Source organism: Blastocatellia bacterium (assembly GCA_025055075.1).
Classification (GTDB): Bacteria; Acidobacteriota; Blastocatellia; order HR10; family HR10; genus HR10.
The window spans coordinates 1-13,950 of the sequence record JANWYV010000015.1; the positions used below are offsets into that span (position 1 = coordinate 1).

General features: G+C 60.6%; 12 protein-coding genes. 2 read left to right on the forward strand and 10 right to left on the reverse strand.

Annotation, left to right across the window (positions count from 1 at the left end):
- The 5 genes from NZ746_04070 to NZ746_04090 all read right to left on the reverse strand — a co-directional run.
- The coding region (locus NZ746_04070) for a DNA repair exonuclease (GenBank protein MCS6816541.1) at nucleotides 1-777 on the reverse strand (777 nt) is incomplete at its 3' end.
- Nucleotides 778-839: 62 nt separating this feature from the next.
- Nucleotides 840-2,255 carry a sigma-54 dependent transcriptional regulator gene (locus NZ746_04075; protein MCS6816542.1) on the reverse strand — a complete coding sequence of 472 codons (1,416 nt, stop codon included), beginning with the start codon at nucleotides 2,253-2,255 and terminating at the stop codon, nucleotides 840-842.
- Between the two features lie 66 nt (nucleotides 2,256-2,321).
- Nucleotides 2,322-5,222: an ATP-binding protein gene (locus NZ746_04080; GenBank protein MCS6816543.1), complete on the reverse strand. Its 2,901-nt coding sequence runs from the start codon at nucleotides 5,220-5,222 to the stop codon at nucleotides 2,322-2,324.
- Nucleotides 5,223-5,444: 222 nt separating this feature from the next.
- Nucleotides 5,445-7,133, reverse strand: a complete 1,689-nt coding sequence (locus NZ746_04085; GenBank protein MCS6816544.1) for a TonB-dependent receptor — start codon at nucleotides 7,131-7,133, stop codon at nucleotides 5,445-5,447.
- 209 nt (nucleotides 7,134-7,342) lie between these two features.
- On the reverse strand, nucleotides 7,343-7,756 hold the full coding sequence (locus NZ746_04090) for a hypothetical protein (protein MCS6816545.1): 414 nt from the start codon (nucleotides 7,754-7,756) through the stop codon (nucleotides 7,343-7,345).
- A 174-nt stretch (nucleotides 7,757-7,930) separates the two neighbouring features.
- Here NZ746_04090 and NZ746_04095 point away from each other — a divergent pair, with 174 nt between their 5' ends.
- A complete protein-coding gene (locus NZ746_04095; protein ID MCS6816546.1) occupies nucleotides 7,931-8,236 on the forward strand; it encodes a ferredoxin family protein in 306 nt (101 codons plus the stop codon).
- A 95-nt stretch (nucleotides 8,237-8,331) separates the two neighbouring features.
- Here NZ746_04095 and NZ746_04100 read toward each other — a convergent pair whose 3' ends face one another.
- The 5 genes from NZ746_04100 to NZ746_04120 all read right to left on the reverse strand — a co-directional run bounded on the left by NZ746_04100 (nucleotide 8,332) and on the right by NZ746_04120 (nucleotide 13,321).
- Nucleotides 8,332-9,408 (reverse strand): dockerin type I domain-containing protein, encoded by a 1,077-nt coding sequence (locus tag NZ746_04100; protein ID MCS6816547.1) that lies wholly within the window; start codon nucleotides 9,406-9,408, stop codon nucleotides 8,332-8,334.
- A 40-nt stretch (nucleotides 9,409-9,448) separates the two neighbouring features.
- Nucleotides 9,449-10,750: a DUF1501 domain-containing protein gene (locus tag NZ746_04105; protein MCS6816548.1), complete on the reverse strand. Its 1,302-nt coding sequence runs from the start codon at nucleotides 10,748-10,750 to the stop codon at nucleotides 9,449-9,451.
- A gap of 10 nt (nucleotides 10,751-10,760) precedes the next feature.
- Nucleotides 10,761-12,311: a DUF1800 domain-containing protein gene (locus NZ746_04110; protein MCS6816549.1), complete on the reverse strand. Its 1,551-nt coding sequence runs from the start codon at nucleotides 12,309-12,311 to the stop codon at nucleotides 10,761-10,763.
- Between the two features lie 106 nt (nucleotides 12,312-12,417).
- A complete protein-coding gene (locus NZ746_04115) occupies nucleotides 12,418-12,774 on the reverse strand; it encodes an HU family DNA-binding protein (protein MCS6816550.1) in 357 nt (118 codons plus the stop codon).
- A 169-nt stretch (nucleotides 12,775-12,943) separates the two neighbouring features.
- Nucleotides 12,944-13,321 (reverse strand): helix-turn-helix domain-containing protein, encoded by a 378-nt coding sequence (locus NZ746_04120; GenBank protein MCS6816551.1) that lies wholly within the window; start codon nucleotides 13,319-13,321, stop codon nucleotides 12,944-12,946.
- A gap of 357 nt (nucleotides 13,322-13,678) precedes the next feature.
- On the opposite strand from NZ746_04120, the gene NZ746_04125 reads away from it, so the two are divergent.
- Nucleotides 13,679-13,885, forward strand: coding sequence for a cold shock domain-containing protein (locus NZ746_04125; protein ID MCS6816552.1), 207 nt, complete (start codon nucleotides 13,679-13,681; stop codon nucleotides 13,883-13,885).
- The last annotated feature ends 65 nt before the right edge of the window (nucleotides 13,886-13,950 follow it).

A 13,950-nucleotide genomic window follows, 5' to 3' on the forward strand; every position in this document is an offset into this window, starting at 1 on the left:
GCCGCGCTCGTCTATCTCTCCGAGGAGAGCGAAGTGGGGACCTGCTTCGGAGAGATAGCGACCGGCCAGACATCCGGCATAAGCAGCGCGCACGCGCCCGTCATCGTCTCTGATCTCCGCATAGTGGTGGTAATGACCGAGCGCCGCGTAGGAGAATCCTTGCGCGAGCAATTCCCCGCGGGAGAACGGGGCGGTGAACAATTTGTCCTCCTCGAAGCGATCTCTCCCCGCATATTCGATCCACGAACCGTGAAAGAGGAGCACGCTCACCCGCGCCGGGGGGCGCGGGATCGGATTCCGCAAAAGCCGCTCCTCGAGACGAACGTTCTCCAAGAACGCGCGTCCGGTGATGGTGACTTCGGAGCGCGCCGGATGGCGGATGGTCTCGAACTCAGAGGACCGAAAAATGTGGACGTTCTTCGGCCATGTGGGCAAGCCGCGGGCGCGCAGGACATCGCCGTTATACGGCGAGGTCGGCGAGTAGAAGTCGTGATTGCCGGGAGCGATGAAGACGGGGATGGGATCGAGCGCGGCGAAGGCGTCGATCAACTGCGCGATGGTCTCGGCCGAGATCGTCTCATCGTCCCAGAGATCGCCGGGGAGAAGGAGCGCTTCGACATCACGCTCGCGGGCGAGATGACAAGCCTTGCGCGCGGCCTCGGCGATCTCTCGAATCCGTTGCTCGCGTTTCTCCTTGGGCCAGGCCAAGCGCGATCCCGTCAGTCGAGAGTCCAGATGGACGTCGGAGAACTGCAAGAAGCGAAACGTCGCGGCCATGTGGTTCGTCCTCGCTCATCTGATGCCCCATCCGCTGGAGGGGGGAGATTGGTGAGCGCCTCTCACTTCACGTTGAGATTGTAGGCCTTGATCTTGCTGTTGAGCGTCGTCGGATTCATGCCGAGCAAGCGCGCGGCGCGGCTCTGATTGCCGCCGGTGAGCTCCAGGGCGCGCCGAATGAGGCGGATCTCGAACTTGGCGACCTCGTCGTAGAAGGAGATGCCTTGCGCGATCGGAATGTCGCGCACGAGATCCTCCGTCTTCAGGCGATGGAGGAAATCCTCGGCGGCGCGAGGATCGAGGATCTCATCGGGCAAGCAGTCGAGCGTGATCCGATCGCCGCGGGCGATGATGACGGCGCGCTCGATCACATTCTCTAACTCCCGCACATTGCCTGGCCACGGGTATTCTTCCAGCACGCGCAGCACCTCCGGATCCAGGTCGGTCGAGATGTTCCGATTGTTCTCGGCGTTGAATTTCCGGATGAAGTGCTGGGTGAGCGGCAGGATGTCCTCCTTCCGCTCGCGCAGCGGCGGCAGATGGATCGTGATGACGTTGAGGCGATAGAAGAGGTCCTCGCGGAAGCGACCTTCGCTCACGGCCTTTTTGAGATCAATGTTGGTCGCCGCGATGATCCGCACGTCCACCCGCCGCGTCGTCGTATCGCCGACGGGGGTGAATTCCCGTTCTTGGATGACGCGCAAGAGCTTGGCCTGAATGTCGAGGCTGATGTTGCCGATCTCATCCAGGAAGATGCTGCCGCCGTCGGCGATCTCGAAGCGCCCTTTCTTGGCGGCAATGGCGCCGGTGAAGGCGCCTTTGACATGGCCGAAGAGATCGCTCTCCAGAAGCTCCGGGGAGACGTTGCTGCAATTGACGGCGACGAATTGCCCGGTCTCCGCGCGCGGGCTCATGAAGTGAATGGCGCGCGCGATCAGCTCCTTGCCCGTTCCCGATTCCCCCTGGATGAGGACGGTCGAACGGGTGGGGGCCACTTGCGCGACGAGATCGAGCACCTTGCGCATCTTCGGACTGCGGGCGATGATCTGACGCAGCGCTGAACCTTGACGCAGCGTCTGGCTCAAGATGCGGCGTTCTTCGTCCTTACGCCGACGACGGATGCCGGCCTCGACAATCTGCAGGATCTGATCGTTCTGGAACGGCTTGCGGATGCAATTGAACGCTCCCAATTGCCAGGCGGCCATTGCCGTCTCGAACGTCGCATAGGCGGTGATGATGACGACGACAGCTTCCGGATCCACGCGCAAAAGCTCCTGCAGGGTCGCGATGCCCCCCATGCCGGGCATGGAGACGTCCAAAAGGACGAGATCATATGGGCGCTCGCGGAACTTCTCTAATCCCTCTTCGCCCGTGCGCGCGACGTCCACCCGATACCCCTCGGCCGAGAGGAGGCTCTCCAGAACATCGCGCATGACCTCCTCATCGTCAATGACCAGGATCGTGCCCTTGCGCCCCATAGCTTTCTAAATGCTAGCACAGAGGTTGGGGGTGAAGGAACGGATGCGCGTCCGCGGTGGAAGGCCTCAATCTCCAGCCGCGGCCACGCGATCGAGGGGACGGAACGCCCGTTCCAGCGCCGGCAGCGCGATGGTGAAGCGCGTTCCTCGGCCCACCTGACTCTCGACGAAGATGCGCCCGGCGTGTTCCTGAATGATGCCGTAGCTGAGCGCCAGGCCCAAACCCGTTCCACGTCCCACGCCCTTGGTCGTGAAGAACGGATCGTAGATGCGAGTGATGTGCTCGGGCGGGATGCCCACGCCCGTGTCTTCGACATCCACGCAAACCTGACCATTGCTCACGTAGGCGGCCAGCGTGAGCCGCCCTCCCTCGGGCATCGCATCGCGGGCGTTCAAGATGAGGTTCATGAAGACCTGCTGCAACTTCGTCGCGTCGCCGAGGATTGGCGGGAGCTCCTCGGGGTATCGCTTCACCACCTCGATGCGCGTATTGCGCAACTGCGGCTCCAAAAGCTGGAGCGTATCATCGAGGACCTTGCGGATATCGAGTTCGCTGACGGTCGGCCGCTCCATGCGGGCGAAGTTGAGCAGATTCTGGACGATCTGTGAAGCCCGCAGCACTTGCGTCTCGATCTTCTCCAGAAGCGAGCGGCGCGGATCATCGGCCGAGAATTGCTTGAGCAACATCTGCGTGTAACTGGAGATGCCGGCCAACGGAGTGTTCACCTCGTGCGCGATGCCGGCGGCCAGCAAGCCCAACGAGGAGAGCTTCTCGCGTTGCTGCAGCTGCTCTTCCAGCCGCACCCGATGCGTCATGTCTTCGAGCACGAGCAACGATCCCGATGGCTCCCCTGAGCGCATCCACAGCGGCACGATCGAGACGTTGAGCACCAGATCGCGCTCGCGATCCGCGCGCCATCGGAATTTGTAAATGTTCCGTGCTTCGGGCACTGCCCATCCATAGGGCCGCGTGACGTCGTGCAGGGCGCGAATCAGATCGGCGTCCAGAAGCGTCTCGATCGGACGATCGAGCGCCTGCGGCCGCGCGATCCCCAGCAATTCTTCCGCCGCTGAGTTCCACATCGTGACGCGCCCCTCGGGCGTGAGCGCGATGATCCCCACGTTGATGGATTCGATGATGCTCTCGCTGAAGTCCTTCAGATGCGCCAATTCGGCCGCGCGCTTGGCCTGCTCGCGATAGAGGAGACTGTTCTCAATGGCGATGGCGACGTAGCCGGAGATGACGCGGAGCAGCTTCACCTCTTCCGAGGTCAAGAGCGGCGCATCGAGCGGCCGACCAAGGGCCAGAATCGCAATCGCGCGCTCATGAATCGAGCACGGGACGAAATACTGCAAATCATCCACGCCGCGCGCGAAGGTGTCCGGAAGCCAAGGCATCACATCGCGCGCGAGGACGCCCCCAGGACCGCTCTCCGCGCAGACGATTCGTCCGAAATCTTGCGGTAGCTGCAACTCGCTCTCTCGCACGCCGTGCGAGCGCGCCAGGCGATAGCCAGCCGGGGCCTCGGCATCTTCGATGAAGATGGCGACCTTCTCCACGGCGAAGGCCCGCCGCACCCATTCGACCGTCTGCTCCAGAAGAGCGGAGAGGTCCGTCGTCGCCGAGATCGTCCGGATGAACGCATCGAGATTGCGACGGGCGCTGTACCGCTCGCCATAAAAGAGCCGGTCCATGCGTTCCATGAGCCAATTCTTGATCGGAGCGAAGAGCATGGCGATGGCGAGCACGCCACTGACGGTGACCGCTTGCAAGACCCAGCTCGGAGCATTCGGCACAAGCGCCGTGATGAGCGCCGCCCCTTTCCCAATGAGGATCAAGTAAACGCCGGCCACCGATGCCGTCGCCAGGAAGTGGACGAAGCTGCGGCGCACGATCACGTCCACGTCCATCAGCCGATACCGCACAATCGAATACCCGAATGAAAGCGGGATGAGGATGAGCGGCCCGATGGCCAAGGCTTCCACGAGCGGCGAGACGGTGGACGCGGTGAAGTAGGTGTACAGTTCGTAAGCCGTGAAGGGAACGATGCTGACGCCCAATCCCCAAACGATCCACTTCATCTGCTGACGCAGGAGGGGCGTCTCAGCCTTCAGGAATGTTCGGAACAGAAGACCTCCGCCGGCGAGGAAGCAGACGATGAACTGTACGAGCGCTGCCGCGTCCAAGCGCGCGCGCAGTCGCAGCACCGATTCGCTCTGCGGTCGCCAACCGACGGCTAGCGCGATCTCCAAGGCCAGGAGAATCACGGCCGGCACGTAGAGCGCGACGGTGACAGCACGCCGTCGCGCGACGATCTGTCGCCTCAAGGGAAAGAGCGCTGCGAAGTGCAGAAAGAGCGGAGCCAGCAGCAGGAGCGCGGCGTTATCCGTGAGGAAGATGATCCGATCTAGGCGATCGAACGTCTCCGTGAAGCTGTAAAAGTGCACGACGAAGGCCATCAGGCAGATCCCGTAAAAATGGCGCACATACGGCGCCGATCCTTGCCGGAGTAGCACGTAGAGTCCGATCACCAGGTAGACCAGACCAATGGCTGCCAGATACAGTCCTCGCCCAAGCTTCTGCGGCTTGGCCACTAACTCGGGGATATCCGCTGCCCACGTCGAACGATCCCCGTAGACGTTCTCCCGTTCGAGCGCATACGAGATCGGCGCACCGACGCCAGCCGCCTCCAGATAGATCTGCACATCGCTGGCGCGCGCGATGGCATCAAACGGGGCTTCCCCATTCAGGCTGATCCCCACCAGATAATCGCCCTGGCGAACTCCGGCCCGCGCTGCTGGTCCTTGCGGGTCCACGACAGCGGCCACGACGCCACGAGGGGAATCCGCCCAGATTACTCCGTCGTATGGAATTTGGGGACGTTGAAGGCGAGAGTGGAGGTTGAGGGTCCCCAGCAGGACCAATGCGCCGGTCACAAGCAGGAGGAATATCGTTTGTCGGCTCAACCTCCTCGGCATCATCGTCGTTGATGTAAGCAAGTGGCGTTCCGCAGCAAGGTGATGGAGAGTAAGCGCCGGATTTTCAGGCGATTTCCAGGAAGTCGCTCACGAAGCGCCCTCCACGAAACCTCCATTTTTTCGGAAGCTCCTTCCAGATTTTCGGACGTCCTCACACGATCATGCTTCAGACCATTCATGGCGACGATTCGGGCTGTGCGAACTCCTGGCTCAGAATCGCACGGCGAGGCTGCCTCGGATCAGGCGCGGAGCGCGAACGAGGACGGGGGTGTTCCCGTCAGCATGCGCGTTGTGAGCCCAAGCGATGATGTTGCGCGCCTCGATGATCGCCTCCCATCGGCCGGGCAGGAAAGCAACGGTGGGGAGCTGCTGCGCGATGACCAGCGTCAATCCGGGATCCACAAGCGGCAAGCTGGGGACGCCCTCTTCCAGTGGCTTCTCCCAAAGCGGGGCGATTAGAAGCGACAGGACCTCCGGCGAGAGGTTGTAGAACGGGTCGGATTCGATCCATCCCCGTCCCGCGCGAAAGTGAGCGATCAGCCGCGTGCGCGTGCGCGCGAACATCGCGTCTACACGTCCGGCGAGCACGTGGAAGTCCCCTTGGGCGAACGTCCCGAACACTTCAGCCGGATGGGCGCGCCTATGGCCGAATGCGTAACCGACGGTCGTCTTCACAGCTCCTCCCAAAGCGCGAGTGTAGAGGACGCGAATCCCCTGTTGGGATTCGCGCTCGCACGGATTCCCATCGCGAGTCTCTCGCGTGGCGGAGGGAAAGGCCTCGTGCGTGGGAGTCGCGCTCTGAAAGACAGCGATCTCGATCATCTGGTGCTCTCCAAGAACGCGCTCGACGCCAACCTGCCAATGATGCCCCTCGTCTCCAACGTGGCCATCGTTTCGAACCTGAGGAAGGATCGGGTATGGGGCGAGAAGCATCGGCCCGCCGTGCGTGAGATCGGTCTGCGCCTCTTGGATGGTGAAGGGGAGGAAGTTCGCTTTGATGCGCGTACGGTCAGTGGCATTCCATCGAACGCCGAATCGCGGAGCAGCATCCCAAAAGGTGTGACCGCGAGCAGTCGTCCGCTGTACATCAACCCCACCGATGAGCGAGAGCTCAGGGAGAAGATGCCACCGATCAGCGACCCGAAGCTCCAAACGCCGCGCTTTAGCCGTTCGTGGCGCTTCCAACGCCGCCTGCCAATCGGTCACGGCGATCACCGTCTTCAGGTGATGCGCCGCACGGGGCCTGGCGAGGACTCCCATCTCCCATCGCCCAGGATGCCCCCCAAGCCCATTGGTCTGAGCCGCCACTCCGAGTTCGAGCCAGGGGCCCAGCCCTTGCGAGAACGCGAGATTCATCGTGCTGCCCGCTGAGCGGCGTTGAGAGAACCCGCTGGCGATGACTACCTGTCCGCGCCATCGTCCATCGGGATTCCGAACCATGAAGCGCTCTTCCCTCTCTCCGTTCTTATTGAAGCGAAGCACCGGACGGCGCGAGGCGCGGACAGCCCATCGGTAGTCATCGCGATCTTCGCGTTGCTCGGCCAACGTCTGCGTCCGTCGCAGCTCGAAATCGATGCTGAGGAGGACGTGCGGCTTGATCTCGACGACCTGCGCGACGGGGAGGAATCCTCGCGCTTCCGCGCGGATGCGATAGATCCCCGGCGTCAGCTTCTTCACGAGATATTTCCCCGCCATGTCCGTGCGTGAAGTCTTCACGGGCTGACTCGGGGCATCGGCTGGGAGCAGACGCACGACTGCTCCGATGATTGGATTTCCCACTTCATCCAAGACGAGCCCAGTGATGCCCCCAGAGGGACGCCCTTGTGAGAACGCGCTTTCGGATACCCCCCATAAGGCGAGTAACAGAACCAAAGCGGTGGGCGATGATTTCCTTCGCATATTCCCCCCTCCTCGTATCCCCATTTGTCTTCGAGGAGATCGTCGGTGCACACAGTCGCGCAGGCCCTTAGCGAAGGCAGAAAACAGGTGCCGCGTTCGGTTTCGGTTGGCCGTCATAGCCGGTGACATTGTGCCCAAGAGGCGCGCCTTCTGTCAAGCGCCGAGCTGACCGAGACCAATCGCGCGGATGAACCCCCTCTGTCCCCACCTCATGGCCAGCGGGTTTGATAATGGCACTCCGCGCAGTAGGTGATGAGGCGTCCGAAGAGCATCACGGTGAGCATCGCATCCTTCCGATCGGCTTGGTTCTTCACCGACTGCGTGTCGCGCGCCAGATTGCGCGAGATGTTCGCCAGATCAGCGTTGGTCTCTAACTTCGCGTATTCCTCGGCGAGCCGGATGAGAGCCGCTGCTTGTGCGCTCAATTCCTGGAAATCGGCGTCGGTGAATTTCGCTTCGACGGCGCCCGTGTAGATCTTGGCGTGCAAGGCGCGATAGACCTGTCCCATCTCGATCATGTTCTCCTTCTTCGAGCGCTGCCGCGGCGCCTCCGCCCGATGTGAGAGGCCAAGCAGCACACCGAGGGCGAGTATCCCGACCACGATCCCCCCAATCCCCTTCATGTCCATTCCCTCCCGCTGTGGGGTGTCCGTTCGCGAGCTAGTGTAGCACACCCGACGGGCTTTCCCCGAAAGATCTTCTTCCGTGGCCGAGCCCCGGCGACCTCGCCCTTGCCAGAGCGAGCGAAATCGGGTATAACGAAACGCTTCGAGTTTCGATCGCGTGGAGGGAGATGTATGGCCTATACCATCGCAGAACCGTGCATCGGAACCAAGGATACGGCGTGCGTGGATGTCTGCCCGGTGGATTGCATTCATCCGGGGAAGAACGAGCCGGGATACGACATCGTCGAGCAGCTCTACATCAATCCGGAGGAATGTATCGACTGCGGCGCGTGTGTGCCCGCCTGTCCCGTAGAGGCGATCTTCCCCAACGACGAAGTTCCCGAGAAGTGGGCCTTCTACATCGAGAAGAACGCCGATTACTACGCGCTCTCGGCGGCGGAATTTCAAGCCAAATGGAACTCGCCGAAGCCCGAGTGAGCGGGCGCGCGCCGTCATCGAAGGAGCAACGAGAACACACCAACGAACCTCTCTGAGCGATGCTCGCCAGAGAGGTTTCGACTTCTCTTTGTTGTTCATCCCACGCGTTGTCTCAGAAGCAGCTCGAGCAATCGGAGCGCATCTTGAAAGTTGATCGCGCCATCTCCGTTCACATCGGCCATCGGTATGGGAGGGGTCTTCCCAGAGAGGATGCGAAGTAAGAGTTGGAGGTCTCGTTCATCGAGGCGTCCATCGCCGTTCACATCTCCGGGCTGTCCGTGCGGTGCTGTCACAATGCGAAAGGGCTTACTGTCGGCGAGGGCGAAACCGACGTCGTTGAACGCAAGAACGGCCAAACGCGCCGATTCGGTTTGGAGATCGGGGACGATCCACAACAGGCTGCGCGCTTCAGCGGGAAGTCCGCTGGCGATCGTCATCGGCAGCGCGCCTGCGCGCGGGAAGAAGAGCACGTCGAATGACGTCACGTTGGATGAGGCTTCCCAGTGGATGACGACGGGCTGTCCGGGACGAAATGTCTCGCCGCCGCGCGGGAAACGCAAGGTCGCTGTCGGATACGAAGGGGGGACGATGGTGGATTCCGCAGCGTAAATCCAATCGCCCAGCCGCGTGCCATCGCCATCGGCCGCATTCCCCGTCGCATAGAACGTCACCGGACCAAGGTCCCGCTCCGGCGCGCGCCAAGCAACCACCCATTGCGCGCGATCTCGGTGTCCGGCGAACGTCCCTTCTCGCGTGTGTCCGATGTATGGACGTCCGTTGGGTCCCTCCACACGTCGGGTATGAAGCGGATCGATGACGAGAAGCTCTCCGGCCGGTTCGGACGTATCGGCAGTAAGGGCCGTCAATTGGAAGCCCCATCGGCGCTGACCCGCGTGCTCGAGCTTCACCACAACGGTCACGACCTGTCCAAGCTCGTATCGAGGGGGATGCTCGATGACGAGTTCGCCCGGCCCGCGATTGGTTGCCTCGCCAAACGAATCGTGACATTCCGTGCACGTGCTTTCCCCCGGAGCTTGGGTGAATCCCGGCGGTGGGCCAGTCGAGAGACCAAAGGCCATAAGCCCCGTGGCGAGAAATCCGAACACCAGTCCCAACAGATATGTGACGAATGCCGGGAATCTTCGACAGCGAAATCCCCAGCTCTCGGACATGAAACGGCGCATGTCGCACGAAGCCGGAGGCTCCCCACATCTAGAGGATATCGAGCAGCTCGAAGCCGCCGCCCAGGATCTCCCGCGAGTCTACGAGGAACCACTTCTCCAGGATTGTCGCGTAGATCGAGCGGAAGTCGATCGCGCGGGCGGAGAACTTCGGATCGCTCAATCCGGGGTTCAAATCCTCCGGGCGCAGGCTCGGATGTTCGCCGACGATTCTTCCTTTGACGCGCGTCCCGATCAGGAACTGCGGGCCTACGGTCCCATGATCCGTGCCCTGATTTCCGTTCTCCGTGACCTTGCGACCGAACTCCGACCACGTCATGATGAGAACACGATCATCGAGCCCAAGGCGGACAAGGTCGGCATGGAACGTGGCCACAGCTTCCGAGAGTCGAGCCAGAAGAGTCGCATGCGTGTTCGCTTGGGATTGGTGCGTGTCGAATCCTCCGATGCTCACATAGAGGATACGCGTACCGAGCGTCGCCGCCAGAATCTGCGCCACTTGTCGTAAGGCCTGCGCTAAGGAATTCTGCGGGTTGTACGTGATGGCGGGATCGGACGTGTATCGCTGGATGCCCGATTGAAGCCTCTCAACGCTCTCGTAGGTGTCGAGCGCGACGAGTTGGATCTGCTTGCGGAGGACGTGATCCGAAGCGGTCTCTCGATTCAGAGCCAGAAAGGCGCGTATCTTGTTTTGATGATCGCCCGGGGGCTGGGTGCGGAATTGATAATTGGCTACGCTGCCTACGGCTGGCACGAGCACATGCTCGGCATGAAGCGTGAGCGGAAGACGGGTCCCGGCCAGCGAGACGGCCAACAAGGGATTCTCCGCCGAAGGAGAGGTCACATCCAGGTATCTGCCGAGCCAGCCCGTGCGCTTGCGACCTTCTGGATCCCCCGTATGCCAAATATCCTGCGAGGCGAAATGCGAACGGTTCGGATTCGGATAGCCGACCGATTGAATGACGGCGACATAGCCGCGGTCATACAGCTCCTTCAACGGTTGCATATTTCGGTGAAAGCCAAGGAGCGTCCCCGCAGCATCTGTTCCAATGGGCAGAGCGTTTGTCTCCGGGATGGCCAACGTCGGCCGATACTGCCGATAGAGCGAAGCCGCTGAGCCGCTCAACGGAATCACCGTGTTCAGGCCATCGTTACCGCCATCCAGTTGAATGACCACGAGGATGCGATCCGCGGGACTGAGCGCTGCCGCCTGCGTGAGGACGCTCTCAGAGGCCGCACGCACATGGCGCCAAAAGGCCTGCTGACTGAGACCCACGCTCAGCGCCATCATTCCGCTCTTCTTGATGAACTCACGACGTGTGGTCTTACTCATAGGCGCCTCCTCAGCTCAGTTGAAAGTCCGGGGCTGCGAGCATCAGGTGAATCAGCCCGCGGATCTTCTGGCTCACGAGAGTGCTCTCGCTGGTATTCGGGATCGGCGCTTGCAAGTATCCGATGAGCGCTTCTCGCGCCTCGGCCGATGGGGGGATCTGCCACAACAGACGGGCGAGGAAATCCACGACTTCGCCATAGCGCCGCTGTTGCAGAGCTTCCTGTAGCCTCGCTTGGGTCATGAGCCGCGTCAGGTCTATGCCCCCTTGATTGACCTGAAGCGCGAGGATGTCATTGGCGAAATTGAAGCGCGCTAGGACCGACGTCGTCGAGATCCACGCCAAGCCCTCTCGCCAACCGCTCACATCCGGAGGGGCGAAAAGTTGCTGTCCCATCTGGACCATTCCATTCGATAGCAAGCGCATCACGGCAGAGGAAGAAGAAATGCCCTCAGGTCGGCTCGTCGCGCGGTCGAACGTGAGCAGGCGCACGAGGCTCACCACATATTCAGTTGGACTCTTGACGCGCGCGCGAAAGGCTCGTTCCGAATAGAAGGCCTCGGAGACGAGATTCCCCGGCGTGAAGATCGTCCGCAACATGTTGCGGATGTTGAAGGGTTCTCCTCCATGGGCCCCGTCGAAGACGTCAGCCAAGGCATTGATGATCTCCGGCTCCGGGTCCTCGTAGCCGAAGAATGTGAACAGCCGATAACCGAGAAACCGCCCGACGGCGCTCTGCTTCTGCCCAGGATTCCGATGCCGCACGATGTTATCGAAGATGAAATCAGCGTTGTTGCCCCCGCGTTTGCCCAAATGCTCGTAGGGACCGAAATCATGCCGCGTCGGGTCGAAGGAGAAGACACGTGGGAAGGTGAAGTTCGCCGAGCGCGGTAACACGCGCCATCCCGTCAGCGCGCGCGAGGCTTGTCGAATGTCACGCTCCGTATAGTTGGGGACTTTCGCCACCACATCCTCAACGCCCATCGAGAACAATTCGTGCAATTCCCGCGCATAGTTCTCGTTGCTGCCGACCTCGTTGTTCTTCTTCACGTTGAATTGATTGTCGAGCCAATAGAGCATGGCCGGGTCTTTGGAGAGATACTCCAACATGCGGCGGAAATTTCCCACAGGGAACGGATTCCCCGGCGCCGGCCTCAGGAGCTGTCCCGTGTCGGGATCGAAATTGCCCCGAAAGTTTTCATTCTGGAGGTAAATCTGCTGCCAGAACTCCAGTCCCGCGACCGAAGTCGCAAACAGCCCGTGCCAGAAAAGCACCATCTTCTCCTGGAGCGGGCGCGGCGTCGTCGCCATCGCATGAAGCCACCACCGGGTCAGTCTGTTCAAGAAATCCCCGCGCATTCGATTGAAGGTGTCTTGAGACTGGTCTAAGGCGGCGAGGATCTCCGGATCAGGAGGCACGTCGGGAAATCGCTCGAAGTTCAAAAGGTCCTCGACCACCGCCTGGAGGCCGCGCGCGGTAGCAGCCTCTAACTCATCGGGATGGGCCGTGAAGCCGGCACGACGAAGAAGATGGGCGATCTTGTCGTACTCGTCAAGCGGCATAGCTCCCTCCTTGTTCTAACCTCACCACCATCCGTCCCGGAAAGACGGAGAACGCATCGAGAAAGTTTGAAAACTTTTCGACCAGCGACCTCACAAGGTGCGAGCGTTACGCCGAAAGGGAGGCCTCGCCCGCTTCTGCTGAGTCTTCCTGCTCTTTTTGGCGCGCCTCGCCTGGTGCGCTCAAGATAGCCGTCTTCAAGGTCCTCGCGATACGGAACTTCAGTACCGCCCGTGCCGGAATCTCGATCGGTTCCCCCGTCTTCGGATGCCGTCCCGTTCGCGCTTTCCGTTGCGAGAGGACGAGCTTGCCAATTCCTGGGAGAGAGAAGATCCCGACCGTCTTCACTTGCTTGGCCGCTAACGTCTCCAATTCTTCCAAGATCCGACGAGCCGTCACTTTGCTCAGGCCGAACTTTTGAGCCAGATGTTCGGCCAACTCCATCTTCGTCAGTCCTCTTTTCATGTCGCCTCCTTGGGGGCTCCCGCAAGATCCCCCTCTTGCGAAAGCCCCGCTCCATCGAGAGTTTTTGACCGCGTGGATTATACTCAGGAGGCGAAAAATCCCCAAGCTTTTTCCGCCAAAAAGGCCCTATTGTAGGGAGAGCCCTACTCCTCACAGAATGGAATTTGGATCACTCCCCTTCGGCCCGTTCAGGCACGGGGTAGAATACCCATTCGTTGAGCGCGGGGCTCTTTCGCGGAGACGGGCCACTGGATTGGTGCGAAGACTCGCGTTGCCCCCCCTCTTCAATCGGTTTGGCCCGATTCGACAGCGGCTTGCCACTATACAGGCCCTCGATCCCGAAACGGTTGAATTGCCGAATCCACATTCGAACGCGACTTTCATGTCGCCCGATCCGCCGCGCGATATCCGGCGCCGAAAGCCCATCGGCCGAAAGCAATATGATTCGAGCCCGAATGTAATGGTCACGGGACGGGGGGTTCTTGATCCACTCTTCCAACGTCTTCCGCTCCTCAGGAAGCGGCTGTCTGGCAAAAGTCGGCGTCATCATCCACCTCCTCGATATTTTATCGCGTTTTATCGCGCTTTGGTTTATTATTAAGCACAACGGCATAGTATACTATCATTGACTCAAAAGTCAAGCGTTTAGTATTTACAGATGCCTTGATCATTGGTGTGAATTATGCTCGGGGATGAAGCTCAGGCCATGTTAGGGGACAGCTTGCAAGTGGCGAAGTCAGGCTTTTGGGGGTGCGTGCCGTAATGGGTTGACTTTCGATGAGGTTTCCTCTACGCTCTTGGCCGTTGCTTCGCAAGGCTCAAAGCGCTGGCGTGAGGACAGAACCTCATGGTGGATGGTCGAGAGCCCGAGGAGCAATGGAAAATTTTGGGAAAGGAGTTGACAATGCGAGAGACAGGACGCGTCAAATGGTTCAACAATAAGAAGGGGTACGGATTCATCGAGCGCCAGGAGGGCGGCGATGTCTTCGTCCACTATACAGCGATCAAAGCTGAGGGCTTTCGATCCCTCGAAGAGGGGGAGGTCGTGACCTTCGACATCGTGCGTGGGCCGAAGGGCCTACAAGCTGAGAACGTCGAGCGATTGAGGTAGCACTCGGGGGTACTCACTATTTGGTCCTGGGCCCTTCTCTTGGGGCTCAGGGCCTTTTTCATGGA